This is a genomic window from Deltaproteobacteria bacterium, assembly GCA_026388415.1.
Classification (GTDB): Bacteria; Desulfobacterota; Syntrophia; order Syntrophales; family JACQWR01; genus JAPLJV01.
Map to the genome: position 1 here is coordinate 18,924 of JAPLJV010000059.1, position 22,068 is coordinate 40,991.

A 22,068-nucleotide genomic window follows, 5' to 3' on the forward strand; every position below is an offset into this window, starting at 1 on the left:
CGTCATTCCGGTGAACACCGGAATCCAGAAATTTCAACGCGTTACAAAAACACTGGACACCGGTTTTCACCGGTGTGACGACTTTTGTCGAGGTCGTCAAATTTTGTGCCTTTTTTCCTTAACCAAAGCCATGCTCACCACCGCCACCAAGGCCAGGAGCGCCGAGAGCATGAAGGTCAACTGGTAATTGCCCGTCCGGTCAAAAATCAACCCGGCCATGAAAGCCCAGAACCCCCCGCCCAGAAAATGCGCTGCATTGATCAGACCGGTAATGGCGCCCAAATGCGCTGTGCCGAAGAGTTTCCCGATCAGCATCGGCGTGAGGGGCGCCGTGATCAGATGGGTGAAGCCAAAGGCCAGGGCAAAGACGTAAAAAGACATGGCGCTCTTGTATCTTAAAATCAGCATATACAGGCAGATCCGCAGGGTAAAGGTGAGGATGATGGGGATCTTGCTCCCGATAAAATCAGCGGCCGGCCCCGCAATGAGGATGCCGGCCAGACTCATGAGCCCGTACAACCCAAGCATTTTACCCGCCACCAAGGGCGGAATACCGTAGTCGGTAGCCAGGGGAATCAGGTGGGTGGTGGCAAAATAATCTCCGCTGCCGCAGATCGCCATAACGATCAGGAACAGCCAGAAGGAAGATGTGCCCATGGCCTGCTTTAGGTTCATGTCCGGAGAAATGATATTCGTGCCCGTGCCAATCTCGTGGGTCAGGTCTTTCTTTTTTGCCTCGGCCTTATCGCGGCCAAACGGCATCAGGCCCAGATGGGCGGGATCGCCCTTGATGACGAGCCAGGCAAGCGCGGTATTCACCACGAGCATGATAGTTCCGATATAGAGATAGGACGATCGCCAGCCCAGATTCAAGACCAGAGAGCTGAAGAGCGGAATCAGGACAAACTGCCCGATCGAGTTGCCCGATATGGCGAGGCTGATGGCGAGGCCGCGCCACTTGTCAAACCATTTGCTCGTCAGGGTCGCAATCATGGGAACCGACGTCCCGGCCATGCCGAGGGCGGCCAGGATTCCATAGGAGAAAAAGAATTGGCCGAGGGAATTAATGAAAGATGTCAGGGCAAATCCCGCCGCAATAAACAGGGTGGAGACCAGGATGACCCACCGGGGGCCGAAACGGTCATACAGTTTGCCCACGATGAACAGAGCCAGCGCAAAGACAGCCATGTTGACAAAAAAGACGGCCGAGACGGCCCCGCGACTCCAGCCGAATTCGGCAATGATGGGCTTCATCATCACGCCAAAGGCATACCGGGCGCCGGAGTTGAAAAAAAGAATCCCGAAGGAAGCGGCGACGATATACCAGCCGTAGAAGATGCGATTATGTTGTCTGTTATCAGTCAAGAGCTTCTTGGTGGAATAAAGGAGTTAGAAATTCTCCCCTCCCACGGGCGGGAGGGGAGAACAGGAGAGATTAATTAAAACGCGTACATGAATTTAAGCCAGAGTTTGTTGCCTTCCACGGTGTTTTTCGCGTTCGAATCCCACTGATACTTGGCGTTGAAAAACATATTCTTGTAGTTATACTGGATTGCCGGTCCATAGGAAATAGACTGGAGTCTATTACCGTCCGTACCAACCGTGACACCATTGACTTCATCATCGGTAATCTGCCTGTGATAAAAACCGTTCAAGCCGACATTCCAGTTGCCGAAATGCTGACCGATCAGATAATCCAAAAGGAATTCATTACCCGATTTGTATTTGGTATCATTGTTTTCCGTATTAAAGAAGTACTGGAACTTGCCCGAAATCTCGAACCCGCCGTCGCTGATATAGGTAGCATCCAAGATGGGAGCGATGGTCCAGTAGTTGCGGCCGATGCTGGATTCATCGTACTGGTCATACTGCCCCGTCGGCGCCATGAAGTCAACCGTTCCGACAAGGTGCATGTTCTTGCTGAAATGCCAGCCAAGGATCGGGCCGGAGAACTCAATGTCGCCAAGGCCAGAAGATTTTTTATCTACACCGGCTGCATCGATTTTTACCTTCTGATCAACCAATGGCACAATAACATGCCAGGCCAAGTCGGCGCCCAAGAGTTTCATTTTGGAGACATAGATGAAACGGAATGCCAAGGCATTCGCATCCAGCTTGAAACCGATGGGGATATCGTTACCATCATTATCTTTGAGCTTATTGGCGGAATAATTCACATAGTAAACAATAGGATACATCCCCGGAGGAGGCAAGGCGCCAGACATGAAATCTTCATTGCCACCAACATAATGGGACCCCCCGCCTTCCGTCGCAAATACCGGCGCACCAGAAAGAACCAATGTTAATACAAATGCCATTAAGATTAACTTGACAAAATTACCGCTCATACTACCATTCTTTTTCATACTCCCTCCCTTTGTTAAGTTGAAATGCTAACCAATTCTGATAACAACTCTCCTGACTGCGGACTATAGACGAGGACATAATTGTCTGTCAAGCAAATTTTATCAATTTATTATAATTTTCTTAACAATGCTTGAGCGGCATTGTGAATGATATCCCAGGAGCCGCTGAAGGGCGGGGCATAGGCAAGATCAAGGTAGCCAATTTCTTCGAGGCCCAGACCAGACCACAGGGTGGCAGAAAGGGTGTTGATGCGGCTGACGACACCGGCCTCACCGACCGCCTGGGCGCCGATCAGCCTGGCCGTAGCCCTGTCGGCAATAAGCTTGAGACCTATCTTTTTCGGATCTGGCAGGGAGTTGGCGATGGCATTTCCCCAGGAGATCACGCTGACAGGATGGAAACCGCTTGCCCTGGCCTCCTGTTCAGTAAGGCCCGTTGCCGCCGCCGCCAGACTGAAAATCCGGAAAGACTGGGCCCCGACAACACCGGGGAAGAGCATGGGTTTGCCGCCGATGTTGCTGCCGGCAACGCGGCCTTGCTTGTTGGCGATGTCGCCCAGGGGAATGTTGCCCCACCGCTTGCTGACCCTGTTAAATGACTCGCAGCAGTCGCCGGCGGCATAGATATTTTCTACGGAGGTTTGTTGGGAGAAATTAACGGCAATAGCGCCGGACTTACCAATGGCCAGACCCATCGCCCGGGCAAGGGTAGTATCGGGTCTAACGCCGACTGCCAGAAGGATCAGATCGCCCTCCGTGGGGCCATGATTCGTGTTCAAGCGTAACCGGTAGGCAGATCCTTTCTCGATGGACCGGATTTCCGTATCCGTAGTGAAGGCGACGTCATGCTTTTTGAGTTCGTCTAAAATAATCAGGCCCAATTCCGGATCCCAGCGGTTGACGGGTAGCTTGCCCCGGAGGACAATCTCGGTGACAATTCCCTTCGTCACGAAAGCCTCGCAAACTTCCATGCCGATAAAACCGGCCCCGATGATGATCGCCTTCCGGCAGGGCGTTTCTTTGAGGTAGTCTTTTATCCTCAGGGCATCGCTCAGTCTTTTAAGGAGAAACACCCCTTCCATATCCTCTCCGGGTATGCCCGGCATGATGGACGCTGCTCCGGTTCCCAGGGCGAGGAAATCGTAGGGGAGGGAGGCGCCACCGCCAAGACGGATAACCTGAGCAACCGGATCTATCTCTTCGACCCTGGTATTGATAAGGACTTCAATTCCTGATTCCCGGAATTTTTCCGGGGTGCGTGCCGTCAGTTTCCGTTCATCCTTGATTACATCACCGATGTAATAGGGCATGGGTCAGGCGGCGGTTGCTACATGTGGCCCCTGCTCGATCATGGTGATAGAAAGACCGGGGTCGCTTCTTTTTGCCTCGGCAGCTACGGAACCGCCCGCGGCGCCCGCGCCGACAATGACTAATGTCTTGCTCTTGCTCATAGATAATCCTCCCCCTTATTTCCCCACTGGGAGCGTAGAAATTCTTCCAGTTCCCGATCAAAATGCGTAGAAATATGGCCCTCCCTCACGGCGTCCTCTTTTTTTGTCCCGGTGGATATATAGTCGTTTTTAGACGGTTAAGCAACCACTTTATAAAGCCGATTATTATTTCTTTTGTGAAATTTGACCGACATATCAGGTGATCGGCACTGTTTCATTTCTCGAAAAAATGAGATATAGAAAAACAAGTTTGAGTAATCCCTAAACGTCTTCTACGTCGCCCGAAGGTATCACAGTAATTAAGGAAAACCTCGACACTTTTCAGAAAGGGGAAAAAGATGAAACAGAGGAAAACAGAATGCCCCGGCAAATTAAAATATCTTGCCGGTAAAAGGATTCTTCCCGAGCCAATCTCAGGGAAGACGGATATCGTGCAATTGATTGATAACATGGATGCCTACAACGGCGGGCGCTTAAGGGCCGCCTGTCAGTTGTTGAGAGACAAATATTCCGCCAATGACGTCACCGTGGGGTTAAGTCTGGCAGGGGCGCTGACCCCGGCCGGTCTGGGGCCTGCGGCGATTATTCCCCTGATGAACCACGGTTTTGTTGACTGGATGACCGCCACGGGCGCGAATATGTACCACGATCTGCATTTTGCCTTCAACCTGCCGATGCATCGCGGCACTCATGTTGTCAACGATGTTGATTTGCGGGACAAGGGAGTAACCAGGATTTATGATATTCTGTTTGATTATGAAGACGTGCTGATGGAAACGGATCGCCGCTTGAGAAAAATCCTGCTGCAGCCGGAGTTTCAGAAAGAAATGGGAACCCGTGAATTTTATTACCACCTGGGAAAGGTGATGAATGAATACGAAGAGAAAAACAAACTGGGCGAAGTAAGCGTCGTTGCCGCCGCCTATAGAAACGGGATTCCCGTTTTCACCTCCTCTCCCGGTGATTCCACTATCGGCATGAATGTCGCCGGCCTGGAGCTTTTAGCGGAAACCGCCGGACTGAGAGATAAATTCAGACTGAAAATTAACTCAAGCATGGACGTCAATGATTCAACCGCCATCATCTTGAATGCCAAGCGTTATGAACAGGGAAAAACCGGCGTTATCCTGATCGGCGGCGGCAGCCCAAAAAACTTCATGCTCCAGACGGAACCGCAGATTCAGGAAGTCCTCATGATCCCCGAAGTGGGGCAGGATTATGACATCAATATTACCGATGCCAGACCGGATACGGGCGGATTGTCGGGCGCCCCGCCCAGCGAGGCGGCAAGCTGGGGCAAGATAGACCCGACGAAGCTGGAAGAAGCCGTCACCGCCTATCTCGACGTTACGGTAGCCTTGCCGCTGATGGTCGCCTATGTCACGCATACTACCAAGCCCAAAAAACAAAAAAGGCTTTATCACCGGGGGGAAGAGTTGCATGCAAAGCTGGTTAAATCTTATCTGGAAAATAACAAAGAAGTGGAATCTTTGAAAAAACTTATGAAAAAGCTCCCGGTATAAAGGTGGAAAATGGCCATGAAAAAGCAATTTATCAAACTTATCGAGCAGTACGGGACACCCTTATTTATCCTGGATCACAAAAAGCTCAGGGATAATTACCGGACCTTCAAAACAAATCTGCCCAGGATTCAATGCTATTATGCAGTCAAGGCCAATTCCCATTCCGAGATCATCAAGACCCTGTTCCTGGAAGGGTCGAGCTTTGACGTCGCTTCCTACAACGAATTCATGCAGATTTACGAATACATTAAGCATTTCGAAGAAAAAGATAAGGACTTCTTCATCTGGGACAAGATTATTTTTTCCAATACCATCAAGGACAAAGAGACACTCAGCAAGATAAAACGATACCGCCCCCTGGTCACTTTCGACAACCGCGAGGAGTTGAAAAAAATAAAGGATTACTGCGACACGGCCGGTTTAATTCTCCGGCTGAAGGTGCCAGATTCGGGCTCACAGGTCGAGATGAGTTCGAAATTCGGCGCCGAGCCAGGAGATGCCGACCTTCTGATCCGCCAGGCAAACGATGCGGGGCTTGTGGTGGAAGGGCTGAGCTTTCATGTGGGCAGCCAGTGCACCAATTTTGACAATTACACGGCAGCGCTCGCCATTACATCGGCAATACTCAAGGATGCCCGGCAAAGGGGCTACCACCTGAAAATCATAGACATCGGCGGCGGATTTCCCGTGCCCTATGATGCGCAGATGCCTGAATTCGAAAAGCTGGCGAATGTCATTAATGCCGAATGTCAACGACTTTTCCCGTCAGATATCGAGATTATAGCGGAACCGGGGAGATTCATCGCCGCGACGGCAGCAACGCTGATCACCGAAATCGTCGGCAAGTCCAGGCGAGACGGCAAGATGTTTTATTACATCAATGACGGCGTTTATCATACCTTTTCGGGCGTTATTTATGATCATTGGCTCCCCAATTTCACTTCTTTCCGGCAGGGGGAAAAAGAGGTTTGTGCGGTGGTCGGACCGACCTGCGACAGTTTTGACAAGATATCCCTGTCCGTTCAGTTGCCGGAAAATCTGGCCGTCGGGGATTATCTGCTGACGAAAAATATCGGCGCCTACAGCATTGCTTCTTCAACAAAATTTAACGGTTTCGACGGCGCCAAAATTATCCATATCAATCTCAGACGTTGATTCAGGCTGCTGTCTCGTTGATACTTTCTTTATAAATGGAGGACATGCCAGAGGTATTCTTAAATCACCCTGACCCCTATGATGCCCTCTGTCGAACCAATCTTCTTTACAAGGTCATTAGAAATCTCGCCGTCTATATCTATGATGTTATAGGCGATACTCCCTTTGCTCTTGTTGATCATGTTCGTGATGTTGATCTTGTTTTCGGCCAGGAAATGCGTGATCTTTTCGATCATGCCCGGCAAGTTCTGATTCGCGATGGTAAGCCGCTGATTACCAGAACGATCAAGGGAACACTCTGGGAAATTGACTGAGTTCTTGATGTTGCCATTTTCCAGGAAATTCATGAGCTGTTTAACCGCCATAAACGCGCAGTTTTCCTCGGCCTCCTCCGTGGAGGCCCCCAGATGCGGAATGGCTATGACCTTGTCCGTCTTGATGACTTCTCCATCGGGGAAATCCGTCACGTAGCACGCCACGATGCCGTCGGCAATAGCCTTCTTCAGGGACGGGGTATCCACAAGTCCCCCTCTGGCGAAATTAAGGATTACTACGCCCTTCTTCATGACCGCGAATTTATTGGCATTGATGAATCCCTTGGTATCCTTGTTCTGAGGGACATGCAGCGAGATGAAATCGCACTCGGACAGGAGCTTGTCCAGGCTTGGTGCCTGCTTGGTATTGCGGGACAGGCTCCAGGCCGCCTCGATGGACAGGAATGGATCGAATCCCCAGACTTCCATGCCCATGCCCTCGGCGGCACTGGCCACCATGGTGCCGATGGCTCCCAGACCCACCACTCCGAGCTTCTTGCCCAGGATCTCGGTGCCGCCGAACTTGGATTTGCCCTTTTCGATCAGGTCCGGCACCTTGTCGCCTTCACCCACCAGGCCTTTGGCCCAGGCGATTCCTTCAACCACCTTGCGGGATGCCAGCAGCATGCCCAAGACGACTAATTCTTTTACGCCGTTTGCGTTTGCTCCCGGGGTATTAAAAACAACAATGCCTTTCTCCGAACATTTGTCGATGGGAATATTGTTGACACCGGCGCCGGCGCGAGCAATTGCTTTCAGACTCGACGGCAGGCTTACCTCTTTCATTTCCTTGCTTCTTACCAAGATGCCGTCAGGATCGGGAATATCAGTACGATACTCATACTTCTCAGTAAAAATGCTAAGCCCTTTTTCCGAAATTTTATTTAACAGATCAATCTGATACATAAAAACCTCCTATTCTTTTTCATTAGAGAGTTCTCTGATAGTACAGAATGCTCAGTTGTGCCACTATTGTCCAAAACAAATTGTCCTTATGACATTTTTTTGATGAGAATTTTCATTTTGTGGGATGGGGTATAGCATTGACATTCTTGTGTGTCAAGGAAATCTTGGCCAAAAAATGTGGGTGTGCGATGCCTATGTTTGTCTGGCGTGAACAGTGTTTATTACAGGTTGGAATGTTGTATGAATTGATACTACATTATTTTAACCTTGTATCCGTTGGCTCCGGCACCTCACGTTACAGGTCTTCGTATCATAATGAGCGTGGAAATAATACGATGATATCATGATAGTGACGCCCCTTATCGAGTAAGTACGCATCAACCGGATGAATCATATTTTCGTTATGGGACGCGAAACTTAATCTTCCAGGTGACAGGCCGCAAAGTGGCCATTCCCTCTCTCCCGAAGCTCGGGTTCGAGCTTATCGCAAATGTCCAGGCGAAAGGAACAGCGGGGGTGAAAGGCGCACCCGGCCGGAATGGCAAGAGGGTTGGGCATTTCGCCGGCCAGGATGACCCGCTCCTTTTTCCGGCCCGGCTCCGGCACGGGCACGGCGGAAAGAAGCGCTCTGGTATAAGGATGCAGGGGGCGGGCGAAAAATTCCTGATTGTCCGCCCAATCTACGATTCTCCCCAGATACATGACGGCGATCCGGTCGCCCATGTAACGCACCACGCTCAGATCATGGGTAATGAAGAGGTAGGTCAAAAAGAAATTCCTCTGCAGGTCCTTGAGCAGATTCAATATCTGGGCCTGGATGGAAACGTCCAAGGCGGAGACCGGCTCATCGGCAATGATGAGTTTTGGTTTTAAAGCGACCGCCCGGGCAATGCCGATGCGCTGTCTCTGGCCGCCGCTGAACTCATGCGGATAACGTCCCATCTGCGACGGCGACAGCCCTACGACCTCCATGAGGCGGGCCACTTCTTCCTTTCTCTCACGACGGCTCCCCGGCTGATGGATGATAAAGGGTTCCGCGATGATGTCTCCCGCCGTCCGGCGCGGATTCAGCGAGGCGTAAGGGTCCTGAAAGATGAACTGCACCTGGCGGCGATAGTTTTTTAGCGCGGTAGAAATTGTTTTCTCTTTATTGATGTCTTCACCATCGAAAAGAATGGCGCCGGCCGTTGGTTCCTCAAGCCTGGCAAGCATGCGCCCCAAGGTGGACTTGCCGCAGCCGCTTTCTCCCACCAATCCCAGCGTTTCGCCGCGATAAATTTTCAGGTCCAGGCCGTTGACGGCCTTGACCGTCCCGAGGCGCCCCGCCAAGAATCCCTGGCGCAGCGGAAAATATTTTTTCAATCCTCTGGCCTCCAGCAAGGCCTCGCCCTGCTGATCAGCGACCGGATGGCAAGCTTCCTTTTCATACATATTGCCAGCACCTTACCCAGTGTCCGGGCCTTTCCTCCGTCAGGGCCGGTTCCGCGCTCCGGCAGATATCCATTACCTTCAGGCACCGTTCCTGGAAACGGCAACCCGGGGGAAGATTATAAAGGGGGGGTACGCTGCCCGGAATCGTTTGCAAATATCCGTCCTTATTGCCGCGTTGGTCTACCCGCGGCAGGGAGAGAAGCAGGCCTATGGTATAGGGGTGCAGGGGAAAAGAGAAGAGGTCCAGGGCGCTGCTCTGCTCGACAATCTTCCCGGCGTACATGACTGCGACGAACTGGGCGGCTTCGGCAACCACTCCCAGATCATGGCTGATAAGAATCATCGAGGCGCCGAATTCGTCTTTGAGTCGGCCGATCAGCTCGATAATTTGCGCCTGGATGGTAACGTCCAGTGCGGTCGTCGGTTCATCGGCCAACATCAGCCGCGGATGGCAGGACAGGGCCATGGCAATCATCACCCGCTGCCGCATCCCGCCGCTCAACTGGTGCGGATAGTCACGGATGCGCCGTTCCGGCGCCGCCATCCCCACTGATTGCAGCATCTCCACGGCCCGATTCAGGGCCTCCTTGCGGGAGAGCCCCTCGTGAAAACGCACCACCTCGGCAATCTGCTCACCCACTTTCAGCACCGGATTGAGAGAGGTCATGGGCTCCTGAAAGATCATGGCAATTTCCTTGCCCAAATACCGGTGCATATCTTTCTGATTAAGCGCGAGCAGGTCTGTGCCGTCCAGAAAGACGCTGCCGGCGACGATCCGGCCGGGCGGCGTTGGCACCAGCCTCATTATGCTCAGCGCCAGCACCGTCTTGCCGCAACCGGATTCGCCCACCACACCCAGCGTCTCACCGCGGCCGACGGTAAAATCCACCCCGTCCACCGCCCTGATGCAGCCTTCCTGCGTCTCAAAATGAGTGGTCAGGTTGGTAACCCTGAGGAGAGGTTCGCTCAACCTTTACGTTCCCCCATCTTTAACCAAATCACGCAAATACCGGATAAAGAGCCTCACCCCCACGCCCGAGGCCCCTTTCGGACAATAAGCTTTATCCTTGGCCAGCCAGGCGGGGCCGGCAATATCCAGATGCGCCCAGGGCCAGGGGCCGACGAATTTGCTCAAAAATGCCCCCGCCGTAATCGTCCCGCCGGCCCGTCCCGAGGCATTCTTATAGTCTGCGACCTCGCTCTTGATCAACTCATGATACTCTTCCCAGAAGGGCAGCTCCCAGACCCTTTCCCCGGTAGTTTCCGCGGCCGCCTTCAGGCCGGCCTTCAATTTCTCATCCGTACCCAGCAAGGCGATGACATTATCTCCCAGGGCGATAATGCAGGCGCCCGTCAAGGTGGCGATATCAATGATTGCGGCCGGTTTGAATTTGCCCGCATAGGTCAGGGCATCGGCCAGGATAAGGCGGCCTTCGGCATCGGTATTCAAAACCTCGATCGTCAGACCGGACAGCGATTTCAGAATATCACCGGGTTTATAGGCCTTGCCGCCGGGCAGATTTTCCGTGGCCGGGATCAAACCCACCACATTGACCGGCAGATGCAGATCGTGAATGGCCATGATCGCGCCCATAACCGCCGCTCCCCCCGCCATATCGGATTTCATCTCATCCATCTTCTCGGAAGGCTTGATGGAAATCCCCCCGCTGTCGAAGGTCAAGCCTTTGCCCACCAAAGCCACCGGCGCCTGCCCCTTGCGGCCGCCCCGATATGAAAGGACGATGAATTTTGGGGGCTGGCAACTGCCACTCGCCACTGCGAGGAGGGCATTCATCCCCAATTTCTTCATATCCTGAACATCAAGAATCCGGACCTGGACTTTTTTCCGGGCGGCGGCCATTGTTTCGGCCTCCCGGGCCAGATCCGAGGGCGTCATTTCATTGGCCGGCGTGGAAACCAGATCCCGGGCAAAACAAACGGCGTGGCAGATGTTCTCAGCCGTTTTTACCGCCGCTTTTACCTTGGGAATGTTTTCTTCCTTTTCCTCGATGATCACGAACTCCTTTATTTCTTTTATCTTGTCCCGCTCCAGCGTTTTGAAAGGCGTAAACTGATAGAGGCCGAGATACACCCCCTCGACCATAGCCTCTGTCACCTCTGCGTCCGGAAGAGAGGAGATGCCCAGATCACTCGCGACGGCGAATTTTTTCACATTGAGACCCCTGATCTCCCGGGCGGCTTTGGCAAAAGCGCCGCGCAGCTTTTCCCGGTCCAGCTCTGCCCGTTTGCCCATACCGGTCAAAACGATGCGCTGGGCCGGGATGGCGCCCTGGGTATAGATGACGGCGATCTGGTTTAACTTCCCCTCAAAATCGCCCGCCGCAATGACTTCCGCGATCAGACCGTGCATTTTTTTGTCGAGGAGCTTTGCCCCGGCGCTCAGTTTTTTGTCACCCTCGCAATGCAGCGCCACCAGCGCCTCAGTAGCAAATTCGGCAGCTTTCCCCTTTTTAACAATAAACTCCATATCTTCCTCCCACAGGTCATGCCTGTCTATCTATATAAAACCAATTTCTTCTGAATATATAAACTGCCGCTGCCACCGGATACCGGGATGGGCCTTTTCAAAAGGTGCGGCGCCGACTATTTCCAGGGACGCCCGGTCTATCGCCAGGGGGTGATACCCGCCCACAAAACCAAAGTCCGGCGCTATAACGGGATGAGTGCCCGGCAGACAGTCGCAGTCGGTGGTAATTTTGACTACGGCATTGATGAAGACGGTCCTGTCTTTGATGATCTTCCAGAGGGCCGCCGCCGTTTCCACGAGTTTTTCCTGGAAGGCTCCGCTGTCGTCGCCCCAGAGGATGCGCAGCGCTACTTCGGGACACAGCGCGATACACTGGGCGCAGCCTATGCAAAGTTTACGGTCATAGGCTGGATAGCCACTTACCGCGATATGGGCGGCGCCGGTGGGACAGGCCGCAACGCAATCGCCGCAGCGGCTGCAAGTGCCCGTATCAAGCTCGGGATAGACATCGGCGTGCATGCGCTGCTTTTGCGCCCGTGAGGCAAACCCCATGGAGATATTCTTCAGGGCGCCGCCAAAACCGGAAACCATGTGACCCTTGAAGTGAGAAAAGATCACAAATCCATCGGCCTTTTCGACCTGAGCCGCCACCTGCACCGCCGTAAAATGTTTATAACCCGCCGGTATCTCGATCACATCGCGCCCGTCCAGACCGTCCGCGATGATAACCGGACAACCAAGAAACTCTTCGTGGTAACCATGCTCCGCCGCCGTCGCGAGGGCATCTTTCCCCGTGCGGCGACCCCCGGAATACAGAACGGTAGTATCAAAAACGAAGGGAGAAACCCCCATTTCCTTAAGCCACCGGACAATTTCTTTAGCCAGGTCCGGGGGCAGAAAAGTATGATTCCCCCTCTCACCCCAGTGGAGCTTGATCCCCACCCTCTGACCGGGGGTAAAGGGAGTTTTCAGCTCCTTGAGCAACATACGCAGGGACTCAACCGTTCCCCCTTTCGCTGTGCAGATGCCCTGCCGCAAGCTTTCCTGCATGATCGTTTCCTCCTGCCATATCGAATAGAACACGCCTTGCCGCTCCTTACTACCAAAAATGACACCCCATTGCCATAAAAAACCTTCCCCCCTCGTGGTTTGAGTCAGTTAATTTGTCCGTTGCCGAAGTAGCGAGCCTGGCCGCTAAAAAGGATTATCGTTTGGGTCGTTTGTCAAAAGAACAGAGTGTGTTAGTTCACGAACCACGGTCCATGGGCAGATTTTGCTGTGTATTGCAGTTTCGTGAGGAGCGGCTGGTGTCCGCAAAGTATATAACGACTAACTGCCTGATCGGGTAGCAGGGAGGGATCGCTATAGCCCGCATTACTTGTCATAGCGGGTCAGCACCGGTAGGTTATTTTAGGCGAAGATAGCTTCCTGAAAGCATTAACTCATCACATTTCGAGGATATAATAGATTCCTAATGGGAATGTTGATACTAATAAATATATGGGACATGTAGATAGCCATATAAAACCCGATAAAAGTAAACGCAAATGGGGATGTCTGATCTTTCTTGTTTTTATGTGTGTTTGCGCTTCAGTACTATACATGCCCTATATAGGCAAAGAGAAGGCTGCCGATACTGTAATCGAATCCATATCTCCAGAGATATGAAAGTTTTCAATTGGTTATCAATAAAAGATTCCCTTGACTTCTCAACTCATTAAGAACATGAGTTTAAATGAAGCATTGCCAATCGGTTAACAACCACTTTGAACCCTTTTTTGAAGGGTAATGCCATGAAGAGATTTTACGAAACCTTCTTACTCAAAAAAGTGCGGGGTTTTTATTCAATCTTCGGTGTTACGATGATCAAACGCAATCCCCTCAGAGCGGCTTTCCTGCTTGGATTGATTCTCCCCCTAATGTCAGGTTGCGCCACAAAAATGTCTCTGGAGGAAGCAAAAAAGGTTACCATCTCCATGGCGGAATCGCCGGCCTTTATTCCCCCCCCCCCGCAGAATTAACGATATTCTCTCCGTTCTGGACCAGCCCGGTCAGTTCGAATCTCAGATTACAGCGAAATTCAAGAAACAGGCTGACGCCAAACCACCCGATACGGAAGATCCGAGGACTCTCAAAACATTTTACAGGGACCGCGGGGGGGCCGCCTTTGAATTGAACCGCTTCGGGCAGGCCAGGGATGATCTACAGAAGGCATTAGCTTATAATATTAAGGATGATTCCGATGGATTCATCAAATGCCGTCTCGGCATTATAGAACACAGTTATGGTAATTTTCAAAAAGCGATTGCATTATATAAAGATAGTTCAACATATCCAGTAGTCATTATCCCATTATATGAGACTCCTTCCAGCCCTGTGAGAGCTTATTTTCAACTGGTCTTTCTCTACGCCACGATTGGCGATCTGGAGTCTGCTAAAAGCGCCAGGCAGAGCGGTGTTGAATTCATTAACAAAAGTAGACAGGGGCCGACAGGAGGATTCTTGCATGAGATGCAGCTGCATTTGATGGATGTCTTCATTTTGGAGGCACAGGGAAACTACGCGGAAGCTGATGCAGAATATCGAAAGATCAAGAACCTCGGGACGGGGCCGGGCCGGGTGCTCCTGGAAAAATATCCGACGTCTTTTATCTCTGTGGATATGTTCCATGCACGGAATTTATTGAATCAGCAACGCCTGCTGGAGGCGGAGGTAGAAGCCAGAAATGTCCTGAAAGCCTCTCTGGCGCATACCGGCAAGGAATCAGCGCTTACGGGACAGGCACTGATATTGCTTACCCGCATATTGCTGGTGCAGGGTCGCATGGAAGAAGCGGAACGGCTAGCTGATGCCTCCATTCGTATTCTTGAAGCTGCGCGTACCCCTGCTGATTCCCCCTTCGTGACCCTTGCCAGGATCACAAAGGGTGATATCCTGGCGTCAATGGAGAATTACGTCGGCGCCATGTCACAATACGATCTGGCCCAGGTCGGTATGAAAGAAAATCCGTTTTTCTCTGAAAGATCCTTTACACAGGATCCCTTGATGGTTTTATCCATGCTCATGACCGGCCGTTATGACGACGCGAAGAAACAGGCTTCACAAAACTACGAGAAACTCAGGTTACGCTTTGGTGAAAGGAACGATAAAACAGCGGAGATGCTGGCGCTCAGGGGCATGACTGAGGAACACTTGAACCATTATCGCGAAGCCGTCAGGGACCTTTCCACCGCAACAGAAGTACTTATGGAACACCGAACGGAAGAAGGTGAATTTGCCAGTCACAAAAAACTGCGGAGAATAATCATTGATGACTATGTCTCTTTACTGGCGAAGATTCAGGGCACTCCCCTTGAAAAGGAGCTGGGGATCGATGCAGTGGCCACATCGTTCAATCTGGCAGAAGCAAATAGAAGCAGGAGCGTCCAGGGAGCTCTCGTAGCAAGCAGTGCCCGTGCCGCAGTGACAGATCCGGAACTGGCTGACCTGGCCCGTAAGGAACAGGATGCAGACAGACAGATCGTCATCTTGGAAAGCGCGATTCTGAATCTTCTAGCGGCGCCGGCCGGTCAGCAGGACCCGAATGCCGTTCGGAATCTACAAATTAATATCGAAAAGCTGCGCGATGCCCGGAATACCATTCTGGGTGAAACCAAGCGCCGCTTCCCCAGATATGCTGATTTTGTAAATCCATCGGCACGATCCATTTCTTCTATCCGGACGATAATGCGTCCGGGGGAAGTGCTGCTGTCCCTTTATACCACTAAAGATCAGACCTTTATCTGGGCCATTCCTCATGGAAAAAATGCACAATTTGTTTCCGTCGGCATGGGTAGAAACAATCTCATCCCCGTTGTGGCAAAGCTGAGAAAATCACTTGATTCGGAACCGGGAACGCTGGGAGATATTCCCGATTTTGATATCTCTCTGGCCTATGACCTTTATTTGAAATTATTTTCTCCTGTTGAATCGGCATTGAAGGATGCCACCGACCTTTTTATTGTCACAAATAATCCCCTGGATCAGATCCCCCTGGCTATTCTTCCGACGGCGCCATTTCACCTTGATCGTGAACGTGAGGAGCTTTTTGCCCTTTACCGGCAGGTTCCATGGTTGATACGCAGGGTTTCCATTACCATGGAGCCTTCTGTGTCAGCCCTTTTCAATCTGCGGACGATGCAGGCCGCTGATCCCGGTCGTAAGGCCTTTCTGGGATTCGGTGATCCCCTCTTTAATCGGGAACAGCTGGCGTTTGTGAAAGCAGAGCAGAACAGGTTAGAAGAACATACCACAAGAAAAATAGCTGCTATCGACAAAATAAATGCAAGTAGTGTCCAAGTTAGGGGTATCCGCATTACTGCGAAGGGAACTCTCGATAATCAGAAGGTCGCATCCATTCAGACCGAGAATCTGGACCGTCTGCCCGACACGGCAGAAGAAATTAAAACCATTGCGCAGGTATTGAACGCAGACCTGACAAAAGACGTCTTTTTACAGGAGCAGGCTTCCAAGCACCGGGTTAAAACAATGCCCCTGTCGGACCGGAAGGTCATTGCATTTGCCACCCATGCCCTGGTTCCCGGGGATCTGGACGGCTTGGATCAGCCTGCTCTTGCCCTGTCCTCATCTTCCGTCACAGGAGACCAGGAGGATGGCTTGTTGACGATGAAAGATATTATGAAGTTGAAGCTGAATGCCGATTGGATCGTTCTTTCAGCGTGTAATACGGGAGCTGCGGGTGGCGCCGGAGCGGAAAGTCTGTCGGGACTTGGTCAGGCCTTTTTCTATGCCGGTAGCCGGGCGATCCTGGCCAGTATGTATCCTGTTGAAACGACGTCGGCCCGGAAACTGGTCACCGGCCTATTCAGGTTTCAAGTTGATGATGCTAAGCTGACCAGATCACAGGCGCTGAGGAGATCTATGCTGGATCTGATCGACAGGGAGACGCTGAAGGATCAAGCCACGGGCAAGATCATCGCCAGTTACGCCCATCCCCTTTTCTGGGCACCTTTTGTACTGATGGGCGATCCTGGCCCATAAACACTATCGCTTGCGGTGATCGGCTCGATGGATTTACCTGCCATAGAAAGCATCGTTTCCAAGTGGCAATCCTCACCTCAATCCCGCATCGAAAACCGTTTAGTTGTAAGTGTAAGAGATCGCCAGCGATGTCTTTTTGGTCAAGCAGTACGGATTGAAGTCTGCTATAAAAACGCGTCAGCCTCCATCATTGACTTCAATAAACTATACGTAACCTGCCCTTTTGCTACTTCGAGACCCGCAAGGTGGGGAACATCATCGCCCGGGTCCGGCAATTCATGAACAACATCTTGCTAAAGGTACTTCTCAACACGATCTTCTCCCCGAGCTTTGTCATTGTCATGGCCGTCTACAGTTGCTATGCCAATATTGCCGCAGCTATTCGAGATATGGCGCCAATCCGCAGCGGCTGGAGAAGATGATCGGCAACGCCGGTGCGCAATGGATTATCATTGGTGAAATACAAAGAATTCCGGCGCTGCTGCACGGGGTTCATTGGCTTATTGAAGCTAAGAAGCATCGCTTTATCCTTATTAATCTCCTTGGCAGACAAAACCGTTTTCCGTATCCCCAATCCACGTAATAGCAACTATTTATCAATCGACCGGGCCTATATCCTGGAAACAGGGCGGGTGGCCTTGAGCGGCGCTGCGGTGGAACTCCGGGAGAACGACCAGGTGAAAGCAGGCGATCATTCACCGCCATGACCGGGGCAGATGTGCGCGGTGGACTTTCTCGCGTGATAAAATTATTGATTTTAATAAAATATTTGGTTAGTTTCAATAAACGGGAATTGAAACCGGCGCCGGCATCCACTTTGCTCTGGCCAGGTATGGACGCTGTTTCTGTTACTGATAACAAAGGAGGAGAAGATGTTGAAAGGGAAAAAGATTGCGATTATCGGCGGAGGGAAAATGGGCGGGGTGATTATCAACGGCATCGTTTCCCGCCAATTGGCGCCGGCCGCTAATGTTACGGTGGCCGATAAGGTAAGGGGGTGCCTGCTGGGACTTAAGGATGCTTACGGGGTTGCGACAACGGAGAACAACAAAAAGGCGGCGCAAGCAGCAGCGGTGGTTGTTCTAGCGGTAAAACCCCAGGATATGGGAAACGTTCTCCAGGAGCTGAGCCCCGTCATAGACAATAAAAAAGTGGTGATTTCGATCGCGGCGGGTATTTCCACGGGGTTTATCGAAGGCTGTCTTAAAGAGGGAGTAAGGGTCATCAGGGTCATGCCCAACACCCCGGCCCTGATCGGTGAAGGGGCAGCCGCCCTGACGCGCGGCAAAAATGCCTCGGAGAAAGATCTGGAGCTGGCGGAACTGATCTTCAGAGCTCTCGGGATTACGGTGGTCGTCAAAGAAGAACTGATGGACGCCGTCACGGGACTGAGCGGCAGTGGTCCCGCCTATGGATTCGTCATTATAGAGGCACTGACGGACGCCGGCGTGCTGATGGGGCTGAGCCGGGATGTGGCCCTTAAACTGGCGTCCCAGACCATGCTGGGGTCAGCCAAGCTTTGTCTGCAAAGTGGCAAGCATCCGGCGGAGTTGAAGGATATGGTAACCTCGCCGGGAGGTACTACTATAGCCGCCCTGAAGGTATTAGAGGACGGCAAGATCAGGGCGACCTTGATGGCGGCGGTGGAGGCGGCAACCTTACGTTCCAGGGAGCTGGGCGGGCACAGGTAAGTCGGCAGCACTTCCCCTTTAGTAATATGGGGACACCATACTAGTTTTTTGCATTCTTGGCCTTCCGCCCCTTTATCAAGATGAAGAGTTTATCGCCGATGGTACTAATCTGTCGCCAACAGCAGGCTGGCTTCGGTTTGAGAACGCATTATCATGTGGACGTAATTCTAAAACTAGTATGGTGTCCCCCGAATTCCGGCTTGTGCCCCCGCGGTTTTTATGGAAATACAAGAATATCTGGAGAAACATTCCACTCTGTTGCAAAATAACGCTCTAATTGTTTCGTAGATTTTTCATCAGATGTAATTACAGCTTTCAGATCCTTTTCTTCAAAGTTCAAATAATCTTCATTGCTTTGAGAAGATATTCGCCATTCATTTTCTTTACAGAATTCATAACCTATTGGATATCGTTCATACACATCAGCAATTCTTACACCATTATTATTTACAGCAAGCTTCCTGCTTTCTGAAAAACTATTAAAGAGCGTATGAGGTTTTCTATAAGCTAAAATCTGTTCTTCCAGCTCTTTTTTGCGAAGAATCTCTATAGGCGACAGATTGGATTTATATGCAAAATAATGGTTCCATTGCAGAACTATGGGGTCATAGAAAAGAGATTCTTCCTTATAGTAATAAACTTTTCTTATTTTGTTTTTACTCAAGTATTCATTGTCAAAGACCAGTCCGAGTTTGCCATATTGCTCTTTGTGCGGGTGCATAGGCAGTTGCTCAAAAGAAACATCGAAAAGCATAACATCCTGACATCCATATCCAAATAATAGATGTCATATTTCGGGCTTATCGGTATATTTTTTTCTCAATTCTGCCAATCCATCATTCTCTGAAAGAAAACCCTCCAGCGGCAGATTCAGTACAGTTGTATCTATAAATCTTGAGTCGTTAAAGATTTTTGCGTGAATGTGGGGCTGAAACACGGGTATAAACTCAGGGTTTGCCTTTAATAACAATCTTTTTTTTTGCAGAACGTCATCTATTACTGAGTTAGTTTGGATCTGAATGTCATTTTTATACGCACCAAATGCAAAATGAATATACATTGATCTACCTCGCAGGAGAACGAATAATATCTACCTACTCTGTACCGAAAAGCTTTTGGCCAACTCGTATAGACCTGAAGGAGCCTTATCACAGGCAATTACGACATGGATATCCAATTTTCAGTTTCTTCAACTACATCGAGGCACAGATGCCACCGAAATGCCAGTTTTGACCACGTAGATTACCCGTCTGGAGATTGCCGAGTTCATTCTCTGATGATTTCAATTCGCAACTGTACTAAAGCACATTTTACGTCGCCACGGCACTTTCTAATCGTCTCCCAGATCGTTTCTTTTTCACTGTCTGTTAATGAATATTTTTCTATTACGATTGCATCAACTTCGCAATTTTTCAAATAATGACAAGCCCATAGCCGATGGCCGCCATCCAGAATGGTATAATCATTGTATAGCAGTAAAGGTTTTCTCCAAATTCCCTTGTCAGCTATTGTTGCGATTCTATTGATGTGATATTTTTTCTGTAAAACAATGGATGTATCTTCATCTACTGATTCCCATTCGGTCTGGAGTTCTCTAAAACAACCCTGAAATGACCTGAACTCCCATTCTTTGTTCATGATTGCTTCATCGATATCAGCAAAACCGAACTCGACAGGAGTGGACTTGCCTTTATGGACTGCGTTATAAGGCACCAGTTGTAACTTAGCAATTGGAATCTTCATTCAAGCTCTCATCTTGGCATGTTCGCGTCGTATACCGAACTCCCATGGCAGGACTTTACCGACAAGTCATAAGTTTTACAAGGTATACCCTACAAACAGATACTTATCGGATTTCTTGGAAAACGTGTATTATGGACGGAGACGTGTATTTAGTAACGCCTCTACCTTAATTTTAGTATCCCAGCCTTCTTGCACTATTAAGAGCCCAGTTTTTCTCTTCCCCTGAATAATCAGATCTAACATATGCATCGTATGCCATTCTGAAATACCTCCCTGCCGTGTCAAGCTGGCCCTTCTCCCCGTAAACATTGCCGATGTTCGCCATGATACCGGCATAACCGGCGGTATTCTGTAACCCGAGCTTGTCATAAATGGATTGGGAGTTCAGGAAGTATTCCAGCGCACGGTCAAGCTGGCCCTTGCTCACGTAAATATTGCCGATGTTCATCATGAGGCGGGTATAACCGGACGATTTGGTATCATTACGGCCCTTAAAAATTCTCTCAGCTTTTTCAAGATATCCGAGGGCCTCGCTAAAGAGGTTAAATGTAATACCCGTAGTAAAACCTGCGGTTATCAATGCATCGGTATAGTTCGGGTCAATATCGAGTGCCTTCTTGAAATTGTTAAGCGCCTCTTTGGGGTCGGTATCCTCAACCTCTAAGCCTTTTGCATACCATTCATAGGCGCTTAATTTTAATTTGGGTTTCTCCGCTATCTTCTTCCTGTCTTGTTTGATAAACTTTACAGGTATAATGTCGGCTATGGTGATTTTTTCTGTCTCACCCATTAAGGTAAATACCACCTTATCCTGTAGGTCAAAGATCCCATTTAGGGTGCCGTCTATCTTGGTGGAGCTTTCTACCTTGCCCGTCTCTACATTGACAAGCCTTGCATGGACCCTTATGCGGGAATCTGATACGAGATAGCTTCCCGTGAAGATAACGTTAGCACCTGTGAGCTTGCCGAGTTTAATCATCCTGTCTTCTTCTGCAAGACCTGAGAAGATAAACTTCATCTCTTCAAGTATCTTCTTCCTGTCTTGATTCGAGACAACACTGATATTTTGAATACGCGTGAGGTCGGATATGACGGTATCTGTCATGCCTGCCGATATCCAGGAGTATTCCTTATCTCCTGTGTTCTCAAAAGGGTGTACCAGTATGTTCATTTGTTTTGCTGGGCATGGGGTGGTGAATAAAAAGAATAAGAGGGAAAAGGTAAATGGTATTAAGAAAAACAGCTTTTTCATCGTACCCCCTTTATTTTGTGATATATTTTTTACATTGACCAAAAAGCAGTGCAATTCAAGGGGAAATTACCCGAAATCAAGGGACGAAATCAAGGGCGAAATCAAGGGACACCATACTAGTTTTTTTGCTTTTTGGGTCTCCCGCCCTTTCGTGGCGTCAATATTTTTCCCAACCCACTTTCCAACGTCTCTGTAAACTTTATATTTCCAAGCGGACGCCCTGTTCTTTCATGTCTGCGAAGATCTTCATACTCTTCCTCCGGCAGACCGGCTGTGAGAAAGCTCCTCCAATCACCAACTAATTCCAGCAACGGCTCTGCGGTCGCTAAACCATCGCCCGCGCCTGTTAAATGCACCCCCGCACTGCTCCAGGGATATTCAGCCGGATCTGCTACCAGCCTTGCCCTTACCGGATTGAGTTCAACATACCGCGCCGCCGCCAGCAAATACTTCTCGTCCATCACATAGGAGGAGAACCGCCCCTGCCATAAATGCCCACGCCAGTTCTCTCTAAAGTTGATATGACAAGTGTAGCGCCGATGGGCCTCGCCTATCGCCAATCGCAGGCTGTCCTCGGTTTGAGGAACCACTATCAGGTGAACGTGATTCGGCATGAGACAGTATGCCCATACTGCAATCCCATGGAAAGAACACCATTCCGCCATAAGCTGCTTATATAGACGATAGTCCTCCTCACGGAAAAAGGTC

21 protein-coding genes are annotated in these 22,068 nt (G+C 50.4%); 7 read left to right on the plus strand and 14 right to left on the minus strand.

Features of this window, described 5'->3' with window-relative positions; all coding sequences use genetic code 11:
- Positions 1 to 96: 96 nt before the first annotated feature.
- The 4 genes from NT140_11945 to NT140_11960 all read right to left on the minus strand — a co-directional run bounded on the left by NT140_11945 (position 97) and on the right by NT140_11960 (position 3,817).
- The gene (locus NT140_11945; GenBank protein ID MCX5832575.1) at positions 97 to 1,365 is read right to left on the minus strand and encodes an MFS transporter; all 1,269 of its coding nucleotides are present in this window, start codon (positions 1,363 to 1,365) and stop codon (positions 97 to 99) included.
- Positions 1,366 to 1,439: 74 nt separating this feature from the next.
- Positions 1,440 to 2,366, minus strand: a complete 927-nt coding sequence (locus NT140_11950; GenBank protein MCX5832576.1) for a transporter — start codon at positions 2,364 to 2,366, stop codon at positions 1,440 to 1,442.
- A gap of 110 nt (positions 2,367 to 2,476) precedes the next feature.
- Positions 2,477 to 3,676: an FAD-dependent oxidoreductase gene (locus NT140_11955; GenBank protein ID MCX5832577.1), complete on the minus strand. Its 1,200-nt coding sequence runs from the start codon at positions 3,674 to 3,676 to the stop codon at positions 2,477 to 2,479.
- A gap of 3 nt (positions 3,677 to 3,679) precedes the next feature.
- Entirely contained in the window at positions 3,680 to 3,817 is a 138-nt protein-coding gene (locus NT140_11960; protein MCX5832578.1) for a lycopene cyclase family protein, read from the minus strand.
- A 338-nt stretch (positions 3,818 to 4,155) separates the two neighbouring features.
- Here NT140_11960 and speY point away from each other — a divergent pair, with 338 nt between their 5' ends.
- The gene (gene speY, locus NT140_11965) at positions 4,156 to 5,340 is read left to right on the plus strand and encodes a deoxyhypusine synthase (protein MCX5832579.1); all 1,185 of its coding nucleotides are present in this window, start codon (positions 4,156 to 4,158) and stop codon (positions 5,338 to 5,340) included.
- A 15-nt stretch (positions 5,341 to 5,355) separates the two neighbouring features.
- Entirely contained in the window at positions 5,356 to 6,495 is a 1,140-nt protein-coding gene (locus NT140_11970) for a type III PLP-dependent enzyme (GenBank protein ID MCX5832580.1), read from the plus strand.
- 59 nt (positions 6,496 to 6,554) lie between these two features.
- On the opposite strand, the gene NT140_11975 is transcribed toward NT140_11970, so the two are convergent.
- The 5 genes from NT140_11975 to NT140_11995 all read right to left on the minus strand — a co-directional run bounded on the left by NT140_11975 (position 6,555) and on the right by NT140_11995 (position 12,684).
- On the minus strand, positions 6,555 to 7,715 hold the full coding sequence (locus NT140_11975; GenBank protein MCX5832581.1) for a phosphoglycerate dehydrogenase: 1,161 nt from the start codon (positions 7,713 to 7,715) through the stop codon (positions 6,555 to 6,557).
- A gap of 417 nt (positions 7,716 to 8,132) precedes the next feature.
- Positions 8,133 to 9,146 (minus strand): dipeptide ABC transporter ATP-binding protein, encoded by a 1,014-nt coding sequence (locus tag NT140_11980; GenBank protein MCX5832582.1) that lies wholly within the window; start codon positions 9,144 to 9,146, stop codon positions 8,133 to 8,135.
- On the minus strand, positions 9,139 to 10,116 hold the full coding sequence (locus NT140_11985) for an ABC transporter ATP-binding protein (protein ID MCX5832583.1): 978 nt from the start codon (positions 10,114 to 10,116) through the stop codon (positions 9,139 to 9,141). Before NT140_11985 ends, NT140_11980 begins: the two co-directional genes overlap by 8 nt.
- Before the next feature lie 3 nt (positions 10,117 to 10,119).
- Positions 10,120 to 11,634 carry a leucyl aminopeptidase gene (locus NT140_11990; GenBank protein ID MCX5832584.1) on the minus strand — a complete coding sequence of 505 codons (1,515 nt, stop codon included), beginning with the start codon at positions 11,632 to 11,634 and terminating at the stop codon, positions 10,120 to 10,122.
- Positions 11,635 to 11,664: 30 nt separating this feature from the next.
- Positions 11,665 to 12,684, minus strand: coding sequence for a DUF362 domain-containing protein (locus NT140_11995; GenBank protein MCX5832585.1), 1,020 nt, complete (start codon positions 12,682 to 12,684; stop codon positions 11,665 to 11,667).
- A 743-nt stretch (positions 12,685 to 13,427) separates the two neighbouring features.
- Here NT140_11995 and NT140_12000 point away from each other — a divergent pair.
- The 5 genes from NT140_12000 to proC all read left to right on the plus strand — a co-directional run bounded on the left by NT140_12000 (position 13,428) and on the right by proC (position 18,365).
- Positions 13,428 to 13,655 (plus strand): hypothetical protein, encoded by a 228-nt coding sequence (locus tag NT140_12000; GenBank protein MCX5832586.1) that lies wholly within the window; start codon positions 13,428 to 13,430, stop codon positions 13,653 to 13,655.
- Between the two features lie 355 nt (positions 13,656 to 14,010).
- On the plus strand, positions 14,011 to 16,674 hold the full coding sequence (locus NT140_12005) for a CHAT domain-containing protein (GenBank protein ID MCX5832587.1): 2,664 nt from the start codon (positions 14,011 to 14,013) through the stop codon (positions 16,672 to 16,674).
- 245 nt (positions 16,675 to 16,919) lie between these two features.
- Positions 16,920 to 17,096 (plus strand): hypothetical protein, encoded by a 177-nt coding sequence (locus NT140_12010; protein ID MCX5832588.1) that lies wholly within the window; start codon positions 16,920 to 16,922, stop codon positions 17,094 to 17,096.
- Between the two features lie 33 nt (positions 17,097 to 17,129).
- The gene (locus NT140_12015; GenBank protein MCX5832589.1) at positions 17,130 to 17,381 is read left to right on the plus strand and encodes a hypothetical protein; all 252 of its coding nucleotides are present in this window, start codon (positions 17,130 to 17,132) and stop codon (positions 17,379 to 17,381) included.
- A 165-nt stretch (positions 17,382 to 17,546) separates the two neighbouring features.
- The gene (gene proC, locus NT140_12020) at positions 17,547 to 18,365 is read left to right on the plus strand and encodes a pyrroline-5-carboxylate reductase (protein ID MCX5832590.1); all 819 of its coding nucleotides are present in this window, start codon (positions 17,547 to 17,549) and stop codon (positions 18,363 to 18,365) included.
- A 217-nt stretch (positions 18,366 to 18,582) separates the two neighbouring features.
- Here proC and NT140_12025 read toward each other — a convergent pair whose 3' ends face one another.
- The 5 genes from NT140_12025 to NT140_12045 all read right to left on the minus strand — a co-directional run.
- Entirely contained in the window at positions 18,583 to 19,119 is a 537-nt protein-coding gene (locus NT140_12025) for a hypothetical protein (protein MCX5832591.1), read from the minus strand.
- 33 nt (positions 19,120 to 19,152) lie between these two features.
- Positions 19,153 to 19,425 (minus strand): hypothetical protein, encoded by a 273-nt coding sequence (locus NT140_12030; GenBank protein MCX5832592.1) that lies wholly within the window; start codon positions 19,423 to 19,425, stop codon positions 19,153 to 19,155.
- Positions 19,426 to 19,631: 206 nt separating this feature from the next.
- A complete protein-coding gene (locus tag NT140_12035; GenBank protein ID MCX5832593.1) occupies positions 19,632 to 20,108 on the minus strand; it encodes a ParB N-terminal domain-containing protein in 477 nt (158 codons plus the stop codon).
- A 172-nt stretch (positions 20,109 to 20,280) separates the two neighbouring features.
- Positions 20,281 to 21,360: a tetratricopeptide repeat protein gene (locus NT140_12040; GenBank protein ID MCX5832594.1), complete on the minus strand. Its 1,080-nt coding sequence runs from the start codon at positions 21,358 to 21,360 to the stop codon at positions 20,281 to 20,283.
- Positions 21,361 to 21,476: 116 nt separating this feature from the next.
- The coding region (locus tag NT140_12045) for a transposase (GenBank protein MCX5832595.1) at positions 21,477 to 22,068 on the minus strand (592 nt) is incomplete at its 5' end.

Bases quoted from the DNA above. Each gene is read 5' to 3' on its own strand.
- NT140_11950 (MCX5832576.1), bottom strand. From the start codon at position 2,366: ATGAAAAAGAATGGTAGTATGAGCGGTAATTTTGTCAAGTTAATCTTA.
- NT140_11955 (MCX5832577.1), bottom strand. From the start codon at position 3,676: ATGCCCTATTACATCGGTGATGTAATCAAGGATGAACGGAAACTGACG.
- NT140_11960 (MCX5832578.1), bottom strand. From the start codon at position 3,817: ATGAGCAAGAGCAAGACATTAGTCATTGTCGGCGCGGGCGCCGCGGGC.
- speY (MCX5832579.1), top strand. From the start codon at position 4,156: ATGAAACAGAGGAAAACAGAATGCCCCGGCAAATTAAAATATCTTGCC.
- NT140_11970 (MCX5832580.1), top strand. From the start codon at position 5,356: ATGAAAAAGCAATTTATCAAACTTATCGAGCAGTACGGGACACCCTTA.
- NT140_11975 (MCX5832581.1), bottom strand. From the start codon at position 7,715: ATGTATCAGATTGATCTGTTAAATAAAATTTCGGAAAAAGGGCTTAGC.
- NT140_11980 (MCX5832582.1), bottom strand. From the start codon at position 9,146: ATGTATGAAAAGGAAGCTTGCCATCCGGTCGCTGATCAGCAGGGCGAG.
- NT140_11990 (MCX5832584.1), bottom strand. From the start codon at position 11,634: ATGGAGTTTATTGTTAAAAAGGGGAAAGCTGCCGAATTTGCTACTGAG.
- NT140_11995 (MCX5832585.1), bottom strand. From the start codon at position 12,684: ATGCAGGAAAGCTTGCGGCAGGGCATCTGCACAGCGAAAGGGGGAACG.
- NT140_12000 (MCX5832586.1), top strand. From the start codon at position 13,428: ATGAAGAGATTTTACGAAACCTTCTTACTCAAAAAAGTGCGGGGTTTT.
- proC (MCX5832590.1), top strand. From the start codon at position 17,547: ATGTTGAAAGGGAAAAAGATTGCGATTATCGGCGGAGGGAAAATGGGC.
- NT140_12025 (MCX5832591.1), bottom strand. From the start codon at position 19,119: ATGCTTTTCGATGTTTCTTTTGAGCAACTGCCTATGCACCCGCACAAA.
- NT140_12030 (MCX5832592.1), bottom strand. From the start codon at position 19,425: ATGTATATTCATTTTGCATTTGGTGCGTATAAAAATGACATTCAGATC.
- NT140_12035 (MCX5832593.1), bottom strand. From the start codon at position 20,108: ATGAAGATTCCAATTGCTAAGTTACAACTGGTGCCTTATAACGCAGTC.
- NT140_12040 (MCX5832594.1), bottom strand. From the start codon at position 21,360: ATGAAAAAGCTGTTTTTCTTAATACCATTTACCTTTTCCCTCTTATTC.